General features: G+C 65.6%; 17 protein-coding genes. 4 read left to right on the plus strand and 13 right to left on the minus strand.

The features are described from left to right. Positions 1-51 precede the first annotated feature (51 nt). Positions 52-1,131: a 3-deoxy-7-phosphoheptulonate synthase gene (locus A9O65_RS02475; RefSeq protein WP_064698173.1), complete on the plus strand. Its 1,080-nt coding sequence runs from the start codon at positions 52-54 to the stop codon at positions 1,129-1,131. Between the two features lie 55 nt (positions 1,132-1,186). On the opposite strand, the gene A9O65_RS02480 is transcribed toward A9O65_RS02475, so the two are convergent. The 3 genes from A9O65_RS02480 to rhlB all read right to left on the minus strand — a co-directional run bounded on the left by A9O65_RS02480 (position 1,187) and on the right by rhlB (position 5,713). Further along, positions 1,187-2,044: an Nmad3 family putative nucleotide modification protein gene (locus A9O65_RS02480; RefSeq protein WP_064701266.1), complete on the minus strand. Its 858-nt coding sequence runs from the start codon at positions 2,042-2,044 to the stop codon at positions 1,187-1,189. Positions 2,045-2,073: 29 nt separating this feature from the next. Then, positions 2,074-4,215, minus strand: coding sequence for an ATP-dependent DNA helicase DinG (gene dinG, locus A9O65_RS02485; protein WP_064698171.1), 2,142 nt, complete (start codon positions 4,213-4,215; stop codon positions 2,074-2,076). A 223-nt stretch (positions 4,216-4,438) separates the two neighbouring features. Then, positions 4,439-5,713, minus strand: coding sequence for an ATP-dependent RNA helicase RhlB (rhlB, locus tag A9O65_RS02490; protein WP_064701267.1), 1,275 nt, complete (start codon positions 5,711-5,713; stop codon positions 4,439-4,441). Positions 5,714-5,861: 148 nt separating this feature from the next. Between rhlB and A9O65_RS02495 the strand changes: the two genes are divergently transcribed. Together A9O65_RS02495 and xthA are read left to right on the plus strand one after the other, a co-directional pair. Then, positions 5,862-6,098 carry a hypothetical protein gene (locus tag A9O65_RS02495; RefSeq protein ID WP_064698169.1) on the plus strand — a complete coding sequence of 79 codons (237 nt, stop codon included), beginning with the start codon at positions 5,862-5,864 and terminating at the stop codon, positions 6,096-6,098. 2 nt (positions 6,099-6,100) lie between these two features. Beyond that, positions 6,101-6,934 carry an exodeoxyribonuclease III gene (gene xthA / locus A9O65_RS02500; protein ID WP_064698168.1) on the plus strand — a complete coding sequence of 278 codons (834 nt, stop codon included), beginning with the start codon at positions 6,101-6,103 and terminating at the stop codon, positions 6,932-6,934. A 54-nt stretch (positions 6,935-6,988) separates the two neighbouring features. Here the strand turns inward: xthA and A9O65_RS02505 are convergent, their stop codons facing one another. From A9O65_RS02505 to A9O65_RS02540, 8 genes are all read right to left on the minus strand, one after another. Then, entirely contained in the window at positions 6,989-8,131 is a 1,143-nt protein-coding gene (locus A9O65_RS02505) for a tetratricopeptide repeat protein (RefSeq protein WP_064701268.1), read from the minus strand. Positions 8,132-8,135: 4 nt separating this feature from the next. Further along, positions 8,136-8,930 (minus strand): energy transducer TonB, encoded by a 795-nt coding sequence (locus A9O65_RS02510; protein WP_064698166.1) that lies wholly within the window; start codon positions 8,928-8,930, stop codon positions 8,136-8,138. Beyond that, entirely contained in the window at positions 8,930-9,334 is a 405-nt protein-coding gene (locus A9O65_RS02515; protein WP_064698165.1) for an ExbD/TolR family protein, read from the minus strand. Before A9O65_RS02515 ends, A9O65_RS02510 begins: the two co-directional genes overlap by 1 nt. After that, complete coding sequence (locus tag A9O65_RS02520) at positions 9,327-9,863, minus strand: MotA/TolQ/ExbB proton channel family protein (protein ID WP_064698164.1); 537 nt, start codon at positions 9,861-9,863, stop codon at positions 9,327-9,329. Before A9O65_RS02520 ends, A9O65_RS02515 begins: the two co-directional genes overlap by 8 nt. Further along, the gene (locus A9O65_RS02525; RefSeq protein WP_064701269.1) at positions 9,844-11,232 is read right to left on the minus strand and encodes a MotA/TolQ/ExbB proton channel family protein; all 1,389 of its coding nucleotides are present in this window, start codon (positions 11,230-11,232) and stop codon (positions 9,844-9,846) included. The genes A9O65_RS02520 and A9O65_RS02525 overlap by 20 nt, the downstream gene beginning before the upstream one ends. Beyond that, on the minus strand, positions 11,229-11,996 hold the full coding sequence (locus A9O65_RS02530; protein WP_064698162.1) for a DUF3450 domain-containing protein: 768 nt from the start codon (positions 11,994-11,996) through the stop codon (positions 11,229-11,231). Before A9O65_RS02530 ends, A9O65_RS02525 begins: the two co-directional genes overlap by 4 nt. A 159-nt stretch (positions 11,997-12,155) precedes the next feature. Beyond that, a complete protein-coding gene (locus tag A9O65_RS02535) occupies positions 12,156-13,082 on the minus strand; it encodes an electron transfer flavoprotein subunit alpha/FixB family protein (protein WP_064701270.1) in 927 nt (308 codons plus the stop codon). Further along, positions 13,079-13,831, minus strand: a complete 753-nt coding sequence (locus A9O65_RS02540; RefSeq protein WP_064701271.1) for an electron transfer flavoprotein subunit beta/FixA family protein — start codon at positions 13,829-13,831, stop codon at positions 13,079-13,081. The genes A9O65_RS02535 and A9O65_RS02540 overlap by 4 nt, the downstream gene beginning before the upstream one ends. 384 nt (positions 13,832-14,215) lie before the next feature. Here A9O65_RS02540 and A9O65_RS02545 point away from each other — a divergent pair, with 384 nt between their 5' ends. After that, on the plus strand, positions 14,216-15,886 hold the full coding sequence (locus A9O65_RS02545) for an electron transfer flavoprotein-ubiquinone oxidoreductase (protein WP_064698159.1): 1,671 nt from the start codon (positions 14,216-14,218) through the stop codon (positions 15,884-15,886). Positions 15,887-15,947: 61 nt separating this feature from the next. On the opposite strand, the gene A9O65_RS02550 is transcribed toward A9O65_RS02545, so the two are convergent. Together A9O65_RS02550 and rlmKL are read right to left on the minus strand one after the other, a co-directional pair. After that, the gene (locus tag A9O65_RS02550; protein WP_244534399.1) at positions 15,948-16,319 is read right to left on the minus strand and encodes a glutaredoxin family protein; all 372 of its coding nucleotides are present in this window, start codon (positions 16,317-16,319) and stop codon (positions 15,948-15,950) included. Then, positions 16,316-18,517, minus strand: coding sequence for a bifunctional 23S rRNA (guanine(2069)-N(7))-methyltransferase RlmK/23S rRNA (guanine(2445)-N(2))-methyltransferase RlmL (rlmKL, locus tag A9O65_RS02555; protein WP_064701272.1), 2,202 nt, complete (start codon positions 18,515-18,517; stop codon positions 16,316-16,318). Before rlmKL ends, A9O65_RS02550 begins: the two co-directional genes overlap by 4 nt. Positions 18,518-18,600: the final 83 nt, after the last annotated feature.

Consider the following 18,600-nt stretch of genomic DNA (forward strand, 5'->3'; position numbering starts at 1 on the left):
ACATGGGAAGCCCATTTCCCTCATCAGCGCTGACACGACACAGGTAGCAACATGTCCGAACAACAGGTCAACAACCTCAACGTCCTCGGCGAGGACGTGCTCATCACGCCCGTGGAGCTCAAGCAGCATATCCCCTTGAGCGAGCAGGCGGAACGCACGGTGATCGAAGGGCGCGAAACCATCCAGAACATCCTCGAAGGCCGCGATCCCCGACTGCTGATGGTGGTCGGCCCCTGCTCGATCCACGATGTGGATGCCGCCATGGACTATGCGCGTCGTCTGCGCAAGCTGGCCGACGAGGTGAAGGACACGCTGTATATCGTGATGCGCGTCTACTTCGAGAAGCCTCGCACCACGGTGGGCTGGAAAGGCCTGATCAACGACCCGCACCTCAATGGGTCCTTCGAGATCGAGCAAGGCCTGCACACCGCCCGTCAGCTGCTGGTGGAACTCGCCGAGCTGGGCCTGCCGCTGGCCACCGAGGCCCTGGACCCGATTTCGCCACAGTATCTGCAGGACTGCATCAGCTGGTCGGCGATCGGCGCCCGTACTACCGAGTCCCAGACCCATCGCGAGATGGCCTCCGGCCTGTCTTCTCCGGTGGGCTTCAAGAACGGCACCGATGGCAGCCTCGACGTGGCCGTCAACGCCCTGCAGTCGGTGGCCCACCCCCACAATTTCCTCGGCATCGACCAGTCCGGCAAGGTCGCGATCATTCGCACTCGCGGCAACCGTTACGGACATGTCGTGCTGCGGGGCGGCAACGGCAAGCCCAACTACGACAGCGTCAGCGTGGCACTCGCCGAGCAGGAACTTCGCAAGGCCGGCGTCACGCCCAATATCATGATCGACTGCTCCCACGCCAACTCCAACAAGGATCCCGGCCTGCAGCCGCTGGTACTGGAGAACGTGACCAACCAGTTGCTCGAGGGCAACCGCTCCATCATCGGCCTGATGGTCGAATCCAACATCGGCTGGGGCAACCAGAAGATTCCCGATGACATCAGCCAGCTCACCTACGGGGTCTCCATCACCGATGCCTGCATCGACTGGGAGACCACCGAGAAGGCCTTCAAGGAAATGAACGACAAGCTGGCGGCCACCCTGGCCTCGCGTCGCGACGGCGCCTGAGACCTCGGGCACCTCGCTCGCCCGCCCGCACCAGCGAGCGGGCGAATACCGCCCCTCAGTTCGCTTGGCGCCGTATCAATTCACGCGCCCAGGGCAGCGCCTCGGGATATTGCTCGGTATCCAGCACGAATTCCTGACCTCGCGCCACGGCGCGCAACGCGGTTCGCCCTGCTGCGCGACGCCAACGCCGCAGATCGCCGTGATAACTCAAGGGGGCACGCCCCTCGCCGGGATACCACCAGTCCGGTAGATCCCAATCGGACACCCGAGGCGCATCCACTGCCGTCAGTCGACGCCTGGCCGCGTAGCGAGCGAAGATGCCTGCTCCGGGCAGGTCATCGTCGTCGCTTCCCACGCACAGATGGCGCCGGGCAAGATAAAGGGCATTTGCAGCCTGCCCTTGCCGCTGACAGTGCGGATGATAGCCGGCCCACGCATACGACGCCGGCAACGCCTCCCTCAGCGACAGAGTCTCCGCCACCTGCATCCAGCCCCACAGCACATGACAGGGGGCGGCGTCGCCGACCCACCGCCAACGCCCTCCGACCCGCTCGACGCGGCGGAAGAGACCAAAGAAAAGAAACAGATCCCCCGGCCCGACGCCCTGGTTGCGCAAGTGGCCAAGCGCCTGGCCCATCTGCCCGAACACGGGCCGCCAACCGGGCTGGCGCGGCAGGCTCTCCCGGGTCAGGTCGGGATCCAGATGCGCCCCGGTATCTGCCGTGATCCGTCCTCGCGTCAGGTCGGCGACAAGCGGCCCCAGGGGCTCGCCGGCATGAGAGATGGCGCCGTAGGGTATCGAGGATTGCGCATCCGGAATGGGCAGGACGACCAGGCGACCATCGGGCAATATCGGGCTTGGCACGCCACCCGCGGAGGAATCGAAGCCCTTGCGGCTCAGGATCAGTTTCATGAGGCTTTCTCTCCTGCCCGATCCCCTGCTCAGCCCTGCACCTGGCCGTCGATCTCGCGCGTGAACGGTGGCAGCGCATCGAGCAGGGCACGGCCGTAACGACGCGTGAGAACCCGCCGATCGAGCAAGGTGATGCGCCCGACATCGGCCTCCTTGCGGATCAGCCGGCCACAAGCCTGGACCAGCTTGATGGACGCATCCGGCACACTGATGCGCATGAAGGGATTGCCGCCCTGGCTCTCGATCCATTCGGCCAGGGTCGCGCCTACCGGGTCGTCAGGCACGGCGAAGGGAAGCCGGGTGATGACCACATGGGTCAGGTACTCACCCGGCAGATCGATCCCCTCGGCGAAGCTCGCCAGCCCGAACAGGATGCTGCCCTCGCCCTTGTCGACCCGCTCGCGATGACGTTCCACCAGCTCACGCTTGGGCAAACGGTCCTGTGCCAGCACCCTGTCCCGCCGCTCCCGACTGAGCGCCCGTTCCACGCCGCGCAACTGGGCGCGGGAGGAAAACAGCATCAGCACCGCCTCCTTTTCGTCGAGCGCCTCGACGAAATCGACGATGGCACGCTCGTGTCCTTCCCTGTCGGCGGGATCCACCGCCTCGCGGGGCACGCTGAGCACCGCCCGGGAATAATCGAAGGGACTCGGCAGGCGCTGATAGCGGTAACGATTGGCCAGCCCGGCCCGTTCCTGCAAGCGCTCGAAACGCCCCAGCGCCGTCAGGGTCGCGGATGTGACCACGGCGCCATGGCATCGCCCCCAGAGCGACCTGGCCAGGGTATGCGCGGCGGAGACCGGGCTGGCCGAGAAGGTCAGCTCCGGCTCGCCACCGAAGCGTTCCAGGGTTAGCCAGCGCGCCCGGGGTGGCTCGTCCGCGACATCCGGCTCAGCGAAGGCCTGCCACAAGGCATGAGCCTCCAGCGCCCGGCCATGCAACAACGCCACCAGCGGCAGCCAGGGTTCGGCCTGTTCGCGTGGCAGGCCGGTGGATTTCTCGGGGTCCAGGCTCTCGCGCAGGATGTCGCTCATGGATTCCAGCGTGCGCGAGAGCTCAGCGAAGATCGTCACCAGGGCACCGGATGCCTCGCGCATGGCGTCGGGAACACGCCCCATCTCGAAGCGATGCTGGGCGCCCTCCTCGGACTCACCGAGCCCTTCCGGCCGGCCGGCAAGCTGATGTCCCAGCGAGAAGACCTCGCCGAGGTGCGGCTCGAGCGCCTCGATGGCCTGAGGTAGTCCGGACAGCAAGCGCGCCAGCGTCGGCTGCACGCCGAGCTGCTGGTTCAGCTCAGTAAGCGATTTCTTGAGAGTACGCAGCCAGCGCAACCCGCCGCCCACGGCAAAACGGTGGGTGAAGTGGTTGAGCGCCTTGTCCGGCAGGTGATGTCCCTCGTCAAAGACATAGAGGCAGTCGCCGGGGTCCGGCAACACCACGCCGCCGCCCAGGGCGAGATCGGCCAGCACCAGGTCATGATTGGCGACGATGATATCGGCACTGTCCAGGTCGCGGCGTGCGCGGAAAAAGGCACAGGCACCGAAGTGCCCGCACCGTCGGTTGGTGCACTGGCGGTGATCGACGGTGAGCTTGCGCCAATGGGCATCATCGATGGCCTCCGGCCAGCTGTCCCGGTCTCCCTGCCAGCGGCCATTGCCGTAGGCCTCGCCGAGGGACTGCACCAGCTTCTGGAAGTCATCGCCACCGCTGTCCAGCGACTGCTCGAAAAGCGACAGGGTCGGATTGTCCTCGCCGCCATCCATCGCCTGGTCGAGCCGCGCCACGCAGACATAGCGCCCGCGTCCCTTGGCCAGGGCATAGTCGAAGTCCAGACCACTGTGCGCCTTGAGCGACGGCAGATCCTGGTGCAGCACCTGCTCCTGGAGCGCCACGGTCGCGGTGGCCACCACCAACCGCTTGCCACGGGCCTTGGCCACCGGCAAGGCGGCAAGCAGGTAGGCCAGGGTCTTGCCCGTGCCGGTCCCGGCCTCGAGCACGCAGACATGCTCATCGCTGGTCCGCCGCCCGGCATCGTCGGTCTCGATGCCAGCCAGGGTGCGGGCGATTTCGGCAATCATCAGCCGCTGGCCATAGCGCGGCGTGAGTTCGAGGCCCTCGAGCACGCGGCGATAGGCGGTCTGAATCTCGTCCTTCAGGACCTCGTCAAGCATGATGCATCCATAGAGAAGCGCGGCTTGCGCGGTGACAGGCCGACGCGGAGGCGCTGTAACCCCTTCCCTGGGCGCTACCGATTCCTTCCCTTGAATCGGACCTCCGCTCTGGCTTGTCCTCGTCTCCGCTCACCAAGGGGCCAACGCAGCCCGGGCAGTCATTCTTCAAGCGGCGTAGCCGCTGTCTTCCATCTTCCAGGCGCGCAGCACCGCTCTTCAAGCTTCAGAGCAGTCCTTCCGGCGGGTGCTCGCAGGGCAGCTTGTCATTGATGAAGCGTTCGATTTCCGGCAACGAGAAGGCATCTTCCTCGCCCACGAAGCTGATCGACACACCCTTGGCACCGGCCCGGCCGGTACGACCGATACGATGGACATAGTCCTCCGGATCCTCGGGCAGGGTGTAGTTGATCACGTGGCTGACGTCCTCGATATGAATGCCACGCCCGGCCACATCGGTGGCCACCAGCACCTGGACCTCGCCCTCGCGGAATTGCTCGAGAGTACGAATGCGCTGGTTCTGGGGCACATCGCCGGAGAGCATGGCGACATTGATGCCTGCCTTGCGCAGCAGGCCATCGAGCTTGCGCACCAGGTCACGGCGATTGCCGAACACCATCACCCGGTCGAAACTTTCCTGCTGCAGCAGCTTGACCAGCAGGCGCTCCTTGTCGTCATCGCCGACCAGGTAGACGCGCTGGTCAATATCGGCGGCGTTGTCGACGGTCACCTCGATATCCACGTGGGCCGGCTCATGGGTCCACTGCGCGGCCAGGTTGAGGATATCCTCGGTGAAGGTCGCCGAGAACAGGAAGGTCTGACGCTCCTCGGTCTTCGGCGTATAGCGGATGATCCGCTTGACGTCCGGGATGAAGCCCATCGACAGCATCCGATCCGCCTCGTCGAGCACCAGCACCTCGACCTGGGTGAGATCGACATCGCGCTTCTGGTGAAAGTCCAGCAGCCGGCCGGGCGTGGCGACCAGAATATCCAGCTTCTTGCCCAGGCCATCGCGTTGCTTCTGGTAATCCATGCCGCCGACGACGCTGGCGACATTGAGATTGGTGAAGCGCGCCAGTGCCTTGGCATCCTTCTCGATCTGCAGCGCCAGCTCACGGGTCGGCGCGATGATCAGCGCACGGGGCGCGCCCGGCTTCTGTCCATCGGGTGCCTCTTCTTCCAGGAAGTAGGCCAGGATGGAGATCAAAAAGGCGGCCGTCTTGCCGGTGCCGGTCTGCGCCTTGCCAACCACATCGCCACCGAGCAGGGTATGGGTCAACGCCTCGGCCTGGATCGGCGTGCAATACTCGAACCCCTGGGCGTGGATGGCCCGCATCAGCGGCAGCGGCAGATCGAAGTCGTGAAAACGCCACTTGCCCGCCACCGCGGGCACCTGGAACTGGCGAAGGTCCCAGTTCGACTGGCGGCGGCGCGGCTTGCGGCGGCGACGCTTGGGCTTGCGGTTCTGGGCCGGTGCTGTGGTCTGTTCCGACTCGCTCATAGGCTGTGCTGTCTCGTCCGTGTTGTGGATGGATGCGTGACACAAACCGCCATTGTACCAGTTCTCGCGCTTTGAGGGCGCACCCATCGCTGTCGACGGTACGCCCGGGCCTGCTAGAATGCCGGCATTATTCAAGGAGCCATGCGTCATGACACGCCGAAAGAAGACCCGCTCGCTTTCCGACAAGGTGACGATTCGCACCGGGCGACGCAAGGATTACAAGCAGTGGCGCCACGACAACCCCGACCAGGTCGGTCCGTCACGCCGTTTCAGTCAGAAGAAACGCCAGCAACGCAAGCTTCAGGCTGCCCGCAAGCAGGAACGCCAGGAGGCCGGCCAACCGATCGAGATTCATCCCGATAACTCCCGCGACAAGGACGACTGACGATGCGCCTGGTGTCATTCAACATCAACGGTATTCGAGCCCGCCTTCACCAGCTCGAGGCGCTGGTCGACCGCCACCGTCCGGCGGTGATCGGCCTGCAGGAAACCAAGGTCCAGGACAGCGAGTTCCCGGTCGCGGCGGTGGAAGCGCTGGGCTATCGCGTCTATTACCACGGGCAGAAGGGGCACTATGGCGTGGCCCTGATGTGCTGCCGCGAGCAATGCCCGGAGGAACCCGAGCTCGTCCAGCGCGGCTTTCCCGATGACGACGAGGACGCCCAGCGCCGCATGATCGGCGTGCGCCTGCGTGGTGCCGACGGGGAACCGCTGACCGTCTGGAACGGCTACTTCCCCCAGGGCGAGAACATCGAGCATCCGGTGAAGTTTCCTCACAAGCGTCGCTTCTACGCCCAGCTCATGTCACTGTTGAATGACCACCATCGCCCGGATGAACGCCTGGCGATCATGGGCGACTTCAATATCTCCCCGGCGGATATCGACATCGGTATCGGCGAATCCAACCGCAAGCGCTGGCTGCGCGAAGGCAAGACCAGTTTCCAGCCGGAAGAGCGCGAGTGGCTGGAGACACTCAAGGCCTGGGGACTCTCGGATAGCTATCGCCACCGCTACCCCGAGGTCGACGACCGCTTCAGCTGGTTCGATTATCGCTCCAGGGGCTTCGATCGCGACCCGAAGCGCGGCCTGCGGATCGACTACATCCTGACCACCGCCCCGCTGGTAACGCACATTGCCGACGCTGGCATCGACTACGACCTGCGTGGCATGGAAAAGCCTTCAGATCATGCGCCGGTGTGGACCGAGCTCGACCTGAGCTGAGCTGTCCCGAGCCAATGCGGCGTTAGCCGTGTCCTCGCTCGAGGCGCGGCATCGTCAACCGTTGCCCTCTACGCCCTCTCCGTCGTCGCCCGAGGCACCGTCAGGCACTTCTTCTTCGGGCAACGACGCCAGCCAGTCGCTCGCCTCGGCAGCCCCACCCTGACGGGCGCGGCGCAGGGCTTCACGGGCCAGCTCGAGGCGATCCCACTCGGCAGCCAGCTGCCCCAGCCGCAGCCAATCCTCGGCGGCAGCGCCCTGCTCGGCCACCTCGCGCCAGGCCGTCAGGGCTTGGTCGCGATCCCGAGCCGCCTGCCAGGCTTCGGCCAGCAGACGACGATTCTCCAGGGAATCCTCCAGGTTGCCCGCGCTCAGCGCTCGCTCCAGAATCTCCGCCGCACGCGCCGGTGTCCCCGCCGCCAGGTGCAGCCGGATGCGTTGCATCAGGTCGTCCGCACCGCTCAGCACGCCTCGCCGCCAGGCCGTCTCCCACAACGCCGCGGCCCGCTCCGGATCGCCCATGCGCTGTGCCAGGCCCGCCGCACGGCGCCAAGCATCGGGATCACCCTCGGCCCCCGCCAGTTGGCGCTCCAGCACCGCCAAGGCGGCATCCTCCCGACCGGCGCGTTGCAAGGCCGTGGCCGCCAGCCCCAGGCGCTGCCGCGTGGGCGACGCATCGCTTTCCAGGGCCCGCTGGGCCCAATCGGCAGCCTGCCCCCAATGGGCGGCCTCGGCCTGCAGTTGCGCCATCAGCCAGTACGCATCGGTGTCACCACCGTGACGCTCGAGCCAATCGCCCAACAGTTGCCTGGCCCGCTCAGACTCGCCAAGGCGCGCACGCAGCCCGGCCTCCTGCCTCAGCCAACGATCCGCCTGGTCGCGTTCGACGCCCTCGATGCCACGCGCGGTCGCCAGGTGTTCGACGGCCGCCTGCACATTGCCACGATGCACCTCAGCATTGGCGGCGAGCTGCAGGTAGAGTGCGCGAGCCCATCGATCCGAGGCATTGCCCCCCGCGAGCCGCTCGGCCTGCTGGGACGCCTCTGCCTCGACGGCCGCATATTCGCCGGACTCGAGACGCGCCTCGAGCCCCTTGAGATCGTCGATGATGCCACCGGGCAGTGCTGGTGCCGCCCAGGACGGCGAGGCCACCAACCAGACGCCGGCGACCAGGATGCAAGCATAAAAGACATGGCGCATGCGGCTACCTCAACTTGAACTCGAAACGCTGCTGCGTCCGCCGGCGCTGGTCCGATGGCTGAAACTGCCAATCGGTGATCGACTGCCTGGCAGCACGATCGAACACCCTAGGCGGGTTCGCTTCCAGCACCTCAATACTGCCCGGATCCACACTGCCATCCCGGCGGATGATGAACTGCACCACCACATACCCCTCGATGCCCCGACGCTGGGCTCGCGAAGGATATGTCGGATCGTCCCGTCGCGTCGGCTTGGCCGACGTCCCCACATCCACGGGCTCCTGTGATGCTGCCGAGCCGCCCGCCGCACCGGACGACTCGCTCGACTGCGACTCACTGGCGGCTGGCGAGGGCTGAGCGGCCGGTTCAGGCGCGGGCGTTGGAGACGGCTCAGGGGTTGGCTCCGGCGCCGGTTCGGGGTCCGGCTGGGGCTGAGGCTCGGGTTTCGGCTGAGGCTCGGGCGGCGTTTCCTGAAGCTCCGGCAACGACGCCTCCATCGGCACATCGGGTGCCTCCATCGGTTCCAGCTCAGGCTCCGGCAAGGCAATCTCGCTGTTGATGCTCGGCGCCGGGGCAGGCTGAGGCGGCGGAGGCGTTGCAGCCGGCGGCGATGGGGCACTGGCCGTGGAGGTCGGACTCGGCTCGGACTCCTCGGCCGTAGCCTCGGCCATGCTCAGGGTCATGGTCTCCAGGCGCTTCTCGGGCTCGGCCTTCGGCGGCACCACCAGAAGCGCCAGCAGAATGAACAGCACCAGCGCCAGGGCCGCGCCGGCAACCAGGGCGAAGGCACGACGCAACATCAGGCGCCGCTCCGTTGCGCCGCCACCGCGACCTGCTCGACATCGGCCTCGCGCAGGCGATCCATCACTTCGATCAGCACGCCGGTCGTGGCATCACGATCGGCTTGAATCACCACCGATCCCTCGTCGCTGACCATGTCGGCCACCGCTGGCCCGACGCGATGGATGTCCACGGGCTCGCCGTCGACCCAGACGGCCCCTTCGGGAGTGATCGCCACCAGGACCTGGGCATCGGGACGCGGCGAGGCCGCACTCGATTCGGGGCGCTCGATCTCGACGCCGCTTTCCTTGATGAAGCTGGTGGTGACGATGAAAAAGATCAGCATGATGAACACCACATCCAGCATCGGCGTCAGGTTGACCTCGCTGGACTCATCGGCGGTACCGAGTCGACGTCTACGCATGTGCGTCCTCCGCGGCGCGGGCAAGGCGGTCATGCAACCGCTGATCCTCGCGCCGGATGATGTGTTCCAGGCGGGTGATGAAGAGCAGGCCCACCACCGACACCGCCATCCCGCTCAGGGTGGGCAGCGTGGCGCGTGCCACGCCGTCGGCCATGGCACGCGCCTGGTTGACCTCACTGACCGACAGGCTATCGAAGACCGTGATCATCCCGGTGACCGTGCCCAGCAGGCCCAGCAGCGGACAGATAACCACCAGCAGCTTGAGCCAGGGCAAGGGACCGCGCAGCGAGGCGATCAACTCGCGCACCCAGACCTCGCGCAGGGTCAGGGCACTCCAGCTCGCTCGATCGCGCCGCGCCACCCAGCGATTCACCAGCTGCCGGCGTGCCGGGCGATACTGGAAGCGGAAGAACCACCAGCGCTCGAGGGCTACCGAGAACAGCAGCATGGCCACCCCGGCGATGACCACCAGCACCGGGCCACCGGCATCGACCAATCGAGTGAGTGGATCAAGCCAGAGCATCGGCATGGCGCTTCGTCGCCGCGGTGGCGGAGGCGGCGGCTTGATCAGCCTCCAGGCGATCCGCCAGAACCGCGCTGGCACGCCCCTCCATGATGCCGATCAACGAGCGGCTACGGCTGGATAGTGCCGTGTGGGCAAACAGCAAGGGCACAGCAGTGATCAGCCCCAGCACCGTGGTCACCAGCGCCTGGCTGATGCCACCCGCCATCAGTTGCGGGTCGCCGGTACCGAACACGGTGATCGACTGGAAGGTCACGATCATGCCCGTCACGGTGCCCAGCAGCCCGAGCAGCGGCGCGACCGCCGCCAGCATCTTGACCAACGACTGGCCTCGCTCGAGGCGCGGCTGTTCGGCCAGCATGGCCTCATCGAGTCGTGCTTCCAGCGCCTCGGGGGCATGTCCCGCGCCCAGGGCATGGAACCGCTGGAGAACCCGTCCCAGCGGGTTGTCCTCGCGCAGATGCTCCAGATCGCCGAGCTGACGCTTGAGCGTGACCGTGACGCGCAACAGGTAAAGGTACTGGAACAGGGCCATCAGCAGGCCGATCGCGCCGAGCACGACCACCACATACCCCACGGCGCCGCCCTGGCGGAAACGCTCCAGCAACGTCGGCTGCTGGGCCAGGGCCTCGAGCACCTGCCCATCGGAAGGATCCAGCGAGATCACATCGCCCTGCCCCGCCTGGAAGTCGCTCAGGCGTTCACTGACCCCAGCTGGCGTATGCTCGAGCACCGAAAGCGCGCCCTCGTCGCCGGTCCGTTGCAACAGTTGGCCATCACTGAAGGCCAGCAAGTCGCCAACCCGCGTCACCGACCGCTCGCTGCGGCTCCCATCCTGACCGGCCACCGGTGCCGTCAGGTTCACGATCCACGCAGTCTCACGCGTCAGTCCCATGAGGCTGTCCGCCAGCGTCTCGACCTGGCGGGAACGCAGCACACCATCGTCGTCCAGGCGTGGCGGCAACGACACCTCGGCGCCGAGCGTCAACCAGCTCTGGCCCAGGTCATCGCGAAGTTCGCCACTCACGCCGGCCACTTCATCGAAGACGGCACCGAGATCGCCGCCCTGCTCATCGATCTGGCCATCCAGCTCCTGAAGCTCGGCCTGTTGCGACTGCTGTTGCGCTTCCAGTTCCTGGCGCCGTTCGCGAGCCGCCGCAAGCGAGGCGCGAGCCTTTTCGAGCGCATTCTCGAGCGCCTGCCGATCGTCCACCAGTTCGGCGAGTCGGGCGCGATCGCGGGCCTCGGCTGCCTCACGCTCGGCCTGAAATGTCTGCAGCGGATCCTCGCTGGATTGCGCCAGGGTGGCAGCCGACGGCAAGGCCGCCAGAACGGCGATGCCCAGACAACGAATCACGGAATGGCGACCGATCATGAGGCATCCTCCACCGGTTGGGAGACGGGAAGATCGAGTATCTCCGGCGCACGCTGCTCACGCACGATGCGCAACCCCTTGCGGACTTCCGCCAGGGCCGACTCATCGAGGGGCTGCCAGTCACCGGATTCGGCCTTCCAGACGCCGCCACTGTGGCCATCAGGGGTCAGGTAATACCAACCGACCCGACCGACGCGCAGAAAATCCACTTCCCGAGGCGTATCGCCCGTCAGGTCGCCCCGCCAGGCATCCAGTTCGCGACCGTAATCGAGCTCGGTGCGCCACGCCGCCAGTACGCGCTCCAGCTTCTCGGCACTGCTCAGATCCGACGCCGAAAGCGTGGATTCCAGAGATGTGACCCGCGCCAGGCGCTCATCGCGCAGAAACGGCATGTCGCGCTCGACCCAGGCTCTCAAGCGCTCGACCATGTCGCGCATCAGGCCCGGCAACGCCTCGCGGGTCTCGGTCAAGGTCTCGACGCCAGACCGACGCTCCTCGAGTGTCTCAGCCTGCCGCTCCACGACCGGTGCCAGCTCCTCGTTGTAGCTCTGCAGGCGACGGGCCTCTTCTCGTGCCTGACGCAGTTCACGCAACTGCTCGCGGACCGCCTCATCGGCATTGTCGATGCGTTCCTGCAATTCGGCCTGGGTACGCTGGGCGTCGAGTGCCTCGTCACGAAGCGATGACTGAGCCGATGCGGAGGTCGCCAGGGTCAAGGCAAGCCCCGCCAGGCCCCAGCGGAGCCATGGTTGTCTATACTGCACGCTCGTCTCCCGAAAGGTGCGCTGAACGCTGCTACGCTACCCCAAACAAGAATTATTATCAATATCCTGCGGTGTTCATGGGGGCACAAAAAAGCCGGCCTCCCTGGCGGAAAGACCGGCTCCGAGCGCGACGGCAATCATCGCGCGACTGGCGCTGTCTTACAGCTTCTGCTCCAGCTCGGGCAGCGCCTCGAACAAGTCAGCGACCAATCCATAATCGGCCACCTGGAAGATCGGCGCCTCCTCGTCCTTGTTGATCGCCACGATCACCTTGGAGTCCTTCATGCCCGCCAGGTGCTGGATAGCACCGCTGATGCCCACGGCGATGTACAACTCGGGGGCGACGATCTTGCCGGTCTGGCCGACCTGCATGTCGTTGGGCACGAAGCCGGCATCCACGGCGGCCCGAGAGGCACCGATGGCCGCACCGAGCTTGTCGGCGATGCCATCGAGCAGTTTGAAGTTCTCGCCGTTGCCCATGCCGCGCCCGCCGGAGATGACCACCTTGGCCGCCCCCAGCTCGGGACGGTCGCTCTGCGCCAGCTCCTCGCCAACGAAGGACGACAAGGCGTTGTCAACCACGGTGTCGACGGCCTCGACGTCGGCACTCGCCCCGGTGCTGACGGCATCGAAGGCGGTAGCGCGCACGGTGATCACTTTCAGCGCGTCCTCGCTCTGCACGGTGGCGATGGCGTTACCGGCGTAGATCGGCCGCTTGAAGGTGTCGGCGCTTTCGACGGCGATGATCTCGGAGATCTGCGAGACGTCCTTCAGCGCCGCGAGGCGCGGCATGACATTCTTGCCGGTGGTCGAGGCCGCGGCCAGCACATGAGTATAGTCGTCGGCCAGCGCCACCAGCAGCTCGCCCAGGGGTTCGGCCAACTGATGAGCGTAGACGGCATGGTCGGCCACGCGCACCCTGGCCACGCCCTCGAGACCGGCGGTGGCCTCGGCGACGGCCCCGACGTTTTCCCCGGCCACCAGCACGTCGATGTCACCGCCGATGGCCCGGCCCGCGGCCACGACATGGGCCGTGGCTTCGGCCAGTTGACCATCGTGATGTTCGGCGAGTACCAGAATGCTCATGAGATCACCTTGGCTTCGTTCTTGAGTTTGTCCACGAGCTCGTCCACGGAGCCCACCTTGACGCCGCCCTGGCGCTCGGCCGGCGGCTCGACCCCGACCAGCTTGAGCTTGCCGGCGATCTCGACACCCAGTTCCTCCGGCGTCTTGGTGTCCAGCGGCTTCTTCTTGGCCTTCATGATGTCGGGCAGCTTGGCATAGCGCGGCTCGTTCAAGCGCAGATCGGTGGTGACGACAGCCGGCAAGGCCAGCGAGAGGGTCTGCAGGCCGCCGTCGATCTCGCGGGTGACCGTCAGCTTGCCATCCTCGACCTTGAGCTCGGAGGCGAAGGTGCCCTGGGCACGCCCGGTCAGGGCGGCGAGCATCTGCCCGGTCTGGTTGTTGTCGCTGTCGATGGCCTGCTTGCCGAGGATCACCAGGTCCGGCTGTTCTTCCTCGACCACCTTGGCCAGGACCTTGGCGGCACCCAGCGACTCGACGCGCTCGTCGGTCTGCACGTGGATGGCCCGGTCAGCCCCCAATGCCAGGGCCGTCCGCAGCTGTTCCTGGGCGGCCTTGGGACCGACGGTGACCGCGACCACCTCGGTCGCCGTTCCGGCCTCCTTCAGGCGCACCGCCTCTTCCACGGCAATTTCGCAGAAGGGGTTCATGGCCATCTTGACATTGGTGAGATCGACGTCGCTGTGATCCGGCTTGACCCGAATCTTGACGTTGTAGTCGATGACGCGTTTGACCGCGACGAGTACCTTCATATTGTCCTCGCTAGGTTCAGTCTCGGAACCGGGTTATGAAGAAGGCGAAGCGCCCCTTAGAACCGATCGGCATGCTTTTAGACGTTTCATGCAAGCGTTTGATAGGCGCTACGCCAAAAAACCCCTTCAATGTGCCACAGCCTCGGTGACGGCAACAATCCCGCCACGCCAGTCGAGAGGTCTTCTCGTGACATCCCCATCGTAAGGGGTGCCCCTTTCCGGCTATTATGCCTATCATGGAGCACCCCTAGAAGCAAACGACCGTTTTAATTTGGATCGACGTCAGAGGGTGGCGCCGCTGGCCAACCACGTCCATCGACCGACACTCTCTTGGCGGCCCGCAAAGAGGCACTGACGTCGTCACCATGGGAGGAGAGATCAACAATGACAGAACACGTAGAGCGCGACAGCATGGAGGTCGACGTGGTGATCGTCGGCGCCGGCCCCTCCGGGCTCGCCGCGGCCTGCCGGCTGATGCAGCAGGCCAACGAGGCCGAACGGGAACTGACGGTGTGCGTCGTCGAGAAGGGCTCCGAGGTCGGTGCCCACATTCTCTCCGGTGCCGTCTTCGAGCCCCGTGCCCTGGATGAACTCTTCCCCGATTGGGCCGAGCGCGGCGCGCCCTTGACCACCCCCGCCGTGCGAGACGAGCTCTACCTGCTCCGCGATGCCGAGAAGGCCCAGAAGCTGCCCAATGCCCTGGTGCCCAGGACCATGCACAACACCGGCGGTGATATCACCCGTTACGTGATCAGCGCCGGCAACCTGTGCCGCTGGCTCGCCGAGCAGGCCGAAGAACTCGGCGTCGAGATATTCCCCGGCTTTGCCGCCCAGGAGGTGATCGTCGACGAGGACGAGACGGTTCGCGGGATCATCGTCGGTGACATGGGCGTGGCGGCTGACGGCACCCCCAAGGACAGCCATATGCCGGGCATGGAGCTACGCGCCAGCTACACGCTGTTCGCCGAAGGTTCACGAGGCCATCTCGGCAAGCGCCTGATCGAACGCTACAGACTCGATGAAGGCAAGGACCCGCAGCACTACGGCATCGGCCTCAAGGAACTCTGGGATGTGCCCGCCGAACGGCACGAACCGGGGCTGGTGCTGCACGGTTCCGGCTGGCCGCTGGACAAGCACACCCACGGCGGCTGGTTCCTCTATCATGCCGAGAACCAGCAGGTAGTGGTCGGCCTGATCATGGATCTGGCCTATCAGAACCCCTGGCTGTCGCCCTTCGACGAGTTTCAGCGCATGAAGCATCACCCGGTGCTCAAGCCTTACCTCGAGGGCGGTTCGCGCGTCGCCTATGGCGCCCGCGCCATCACCAAGGGCGGCATCAACTGCCTGCCGAAGATGACCTTTCCCGGTGGCCTGCTGATCGGTTGCGATGCCGGCACCCTGAACTTCGCCAAGATCAAGGGGCTGCACACCGCCATGAAATCCGGCATGGTAGCCGCCGAGACGGTCTTCGAGGCGCTGGCAAACGGCGACGAAGGTGGCGCCGAGCTGACCGCCTTCAGCGACAAATGGCAGGCCAGCTGGGCCTTCAAGGAACTCGAGGAAAGCGCCAGCTTCGGCCCGGCGATCCACAAGTACGGCACCGTCGGTGGTGGTGCCTACAACTTCCTCGACCAGCTCCTCGGCGGCAAGCTGCCGACGGTGCATGACACCACACCGGACCACGCGGCACTGAAGAAGGCCGCCGAGTGCGAGAAGATCGAGTATCCCAAGCCTGACGGCAAGCTGTCCTTCGACAAGGCGTCCTCGGTGTTTCTCTCCAACACCAATCACGAGGAAGACCAGCCCTGCCATCTCAAGCTCGACGATCCGGATCTGCCGATTCGCGACAACCTTCCCGAATACGCCGAGCCGGCAAGCCGCTACTGCCCGGCGGGTGTCTATGAGGTGGTCGAAGGCGACGACGGCAAGCCGCAGTTCCAGATCAACTTCCAGAACTGCGTGCACTGCAAGACCTGCGACATCAAGGACCCGGCCCAGAACATCACCTGGGTCGCACCGGAAGGGGGAGGCGGTCCCAACTATCCGAACATGTAACGCACTTGCAGGCGCGTGATCGCATGCGCAAGGGCCCCGCTCGATGCGGGGCCCTTTCATGTCATGGGCCGCCTCCGAGATAGCGACGCCCTTGGCGCATGACCGCGCCATGCCCTCGCGGCCCGTCATCGTCCGACGGTTGCGCGACCTCCTGCCAGGCGGCCGTGTCCAGCCAGCCTCGATCGGCCAGCCAGGCGGCCAGGCATTCGGGTTCGTGGCCGCCATCCAGCTCGGTACCCGCGGCATCTTTCAGCACTGGGAGTCGCGTTGCGTAAGTCGCCATCAAGGCCGCATCGTCGGCGACTTCCACCCGCTCCAGCCGCACAGGCTCACTGGCCAGACGACCCAGCCAGGCTTCCAGCGCCTCGCAAAGATGGCAGCCCGTCGTGGTATACAGGGTCAGATGGATCACTTCCTCGCTTTCCGCTGTCACGCTCCCTCCCCGTCGCGGTGACGAATCAGAAAACAGTGATGCAGGTCCGGACGACGCTGGAAATCCGGATCGAAGGTCTTCGCCGAGATATCTTCCACGGCGAAGGCTTCGGCCAGCTCGTCGTCCAACTTGAAGCGCCGTTGGTTGTTGGAGAATACCAGGGTGCCGCCCGGCGCCAACCTCGCCATGGCCAATCGCACCAGCCGTCCGTGATCGCGCTGCACATCGAGAGTATCGGCCATCTTCTTGGAATTGGAGAAGGTCGGCGGATCAAGAAAGATCACGTCGAAGCGGCCACCGGCGGTTTCCAGCCAGTGAAAGCAATCGTCGCGCACCACCCGGTGCCGGGACGGATCCAGACGGTTCAGGCGGAAGTTTTCCCGGGCCCAGTCGAGGTAGGTATTGGACAGATCGACACTGACGCTGTCGCTTGCTCCCCGCCCTTCGTCCTTGCCGAGCGCCGCCTGAACGGTGGCAGCGGCGGTATAGCAGAACAGGTTGAGAAAGCGCTTGCCTTCGGCCAGTTCTGCCAGCAGACGCCGCACGGGACGATGATCGAGAAAGAGTCCGGTATCCAGATAATCCCGCAGATTGACCCATAGCCGCGCCCTGCCCTCGCGGACCTCGAAGCGCTCGCCACTGGCATCTTGCTTCTGATACTGGGCCCGGCCGCTCTGGCGCTGACGACGCTTGATCACCACCTGAGCGGGGTCCACCCCGAGCACCTCGGGTATCACACCGAGGGCCTCATGCAGGCGCTTCTGCGCCTGGCCCGGGTCCACGGAACGCGGCGGGGCGTATTCCTGAACATGCACGCGATCGCCGTAGACATCGATGGCCAGGGCATATTCGGGCATGTCGGCATCATAGAGCCGGTAGCAACTTTCGCCGGAACGCTTCAGCCACTTGTTCAACCGCTTGCGATTCTTCATCAGGCGGTTGGCGAACATCTGGGCGCCCTCGCTGCGCGTCGGCTTGTTCGGCGCTGTCTCGGCCGCCATCTCCGTCTCTCCGGGGATGTCCATCAACAACAGGCGAGCATCCAAGGGGCCATTCTTCAGCGAATAGTGCTTATGGGCACGCAAGCCCGTGCGATGGCCCAGGTCGGGGTTCGCGGTGAACAATGCCAATCGCCAGCCGGGGAAGGCGCCACGGGCCCGCTCGCCCAACTGAGCGTACAACTCGACGAGCTCCGGCAATTCGCCCAGGCGCTCGCCATACGGCGGATTGGTGATGAGCAGGCCGGGGCATTCCTCGTCCAGTCCGGCCGGACGATCGAGCTCGCCGAGCGAGCCTCCACTCAATTCGATCAACGCCGGAATCCCTGCGCGCATGGCGTTGGCCTTGGCCGCCGCCAGTGCCGGCGGACTGCGATCGATACCGAACAATCGATTGCGACAACGCTTGCGGCCAATGCTGGCTCGCGCATCGGCCTCGCGCTTGAGCTCACGCCAGCACGCTTCGTCATGGCCGGCCCAGCCATGGAAACCGAAGCGCTCTCGGTACAGGTTGGGCGCCATGTCGGCGGCCATCATCGCGGCTTCGATCAACAAGGTACCGGCACCGCACAGCGGGTCGACGAGAGGCGCGCCTTGTCGGGCCATCGATGGCCAGCCAGCACGTATCAACAGGGCCGCCGCCAGGTTCTCCTTCAGCGGCGCGTGTCCCGTGCCTCGACGGTAGCCACGCCGATGCAGACTCTCGCCCGACAGGTCGATGCCCAGCGTCAACCGACCACGGTGCAGGTTCGCATAGAGGCGCAGGTCCGGCTCGCGGGGATCGACCCGTGGACGTGCTCGGCCATCGGCCTGGAGGCGATCCACCACGCCATCCTTGACGGTCTGGGCGCCGAACCGTGTATGGCGGATGGCATCGCTGCGTCCGTGGAAGTCCACCGCCAGGGTCGAACCCGCGGCCAGGTGAGACTGCCAGTCGATCTCTGCACTGACCTCTCGCAGCCGCTCAGGCGTCTCCACGCCCTCCTCCCGGACCAGACAGTGCACCACGCGGTTGGCCAGCCGCGACCACAGGCAAACGCGATAGGCATCGGCCAGGGCGCCCTGGAAGAACACGCCGGCCACCGTTGTCTTGGTCGGCTCGGCGCCAAGCGCGGTGAGCTCATCGGACAGCAGCGCTTCGAGCCCCTTGGGGCAGGTGGCCAGATACGCCCCGGGGGCGGTGGATTGTCTATCGGTCATGGGATATCCATCGACGTGGCCGGAACTCCGGCGCGTTCATGTCAGGCGTATGAGAGCCTTGTTACAAATCATCGGTCGACAGA

The sequence above is a fragment of the Halomonas caseinilytica genome (assembly GCF_001662305.1).
Lineage (GTDB): Bacteria > Pseudomonadota > Gammaproteobacteria > Pseudomonadales > Halomonadaceae > Halomonas > Halomonas caseinilytica.

Excerpts from the sequence above, each read along its gene's own strand:
- A9O65_RS02475 (WP_064698173.1), top strand. The coding sequence starts at position 52 with ATGTCCGAACAACAGGTCAACAACCTCAACGTCCTCGGCGAGGACGTG.
- A9O65_RS02480 (WP_064701266.1), bottom strand. The coding sequence starts at position 2,044 with ATGAAACTGATCCTGAGCCGCAAGGGCTTCGATTCCTCCGCGGGTGGC.
- dinG (WP_064698171.1), bottom strand. The coding sequence starts at position 4,215 with ATGCTTGACGAGGTCCTGAAGGACGAGATTCAGACCGCCTATCGCCGC.
- rhlB (WP_064701267.1), bottom strand. The coding sequence starts at position 5,713 with ATGAGCGAGTCGGAACAGACCACAGCACCGGCCCAGAACCGCAAGCCC.
- A9O65_RS02495 (WP_064698169.1), top strand. The coding sequence starts at position 5,862 with ATGACACGCCGAAAGAAGACCCGCTCGCTTTCCGACAAGGTGACGATT.
- xthA (WP_064698168.1), top strand. The coding sequence starts at position 6,101 with ATGCGCCTGGTGTCATTCAACATCAACGGTATTCGAGCCCGCCTTCAC.
- A9O65_RS02505 (WP_064701268.1), bottom strand. The coding sequence starts at position 8,131 with ATGCGCCATGTCTTTTATGCTTGCATCCTGGTCGCCGGCGTCTGGTTG.
- A9O65_RS02510 (WP_064698166.1), bottom strand. The coding sequence starts at position 8,930 with ATGTTGCGTCGTGCCTTCGCCCTGGTTGCCGGCGCGGCCCTGGCGCTG.
- A9O65_RS02515 (WP_064698165.1), bottom strand. The coding sequence starts at position 9,334 with ATGCGTAGACGTCGACTCGGTACCGCCGATGAGTCCAGCGAGGTCAAC.
- A9O65_RS02520 (WP_064698164.1), bottom strand. The coding sequence starts at position 9,863 with ATGCCGATGCTCTGGCTTGATCCACTCACTCGATTGGTCGATGCCGGT.
- A9O65_RS02525 (WP_064701269.1), bottom strand. The coding sequence starts at position 11,232 with ATGATCGGTCGCCATTCCGTGATTCGTTGTCTGGGCATCGCCGTTCTG.
- A9O65_RS02535 (WP_064701270.1), bottom strand. The coding sequence starts at position 13,082 with ATGAGCATTCTGGTACTCGCCGAACATCACGATGGTCAACTGGCCGAA.
- A9O65_RS02540 (WP_064701271.1), bottom strand. The coding sequence starts at position 13,831 with ATGAAGGTACTCGTCGCGGTCAAACGCGTCATCGACTACAACGTCAAG.
- A9O65_RS02545 (WP_064698159.1), top strand. The coding sequence starts at position 14,216 with ATGACAGAACACGTAGAGCGCGACAGCATGGAGGTCGACGTGGTGATC.
- rlmKL (WP_064701272.1), bottom strand. The coding sequence starts at position 18,517 with ATGACCGATAGACAATCCACCGCCCCCGGGGCGTATCTGGCCACCTGC.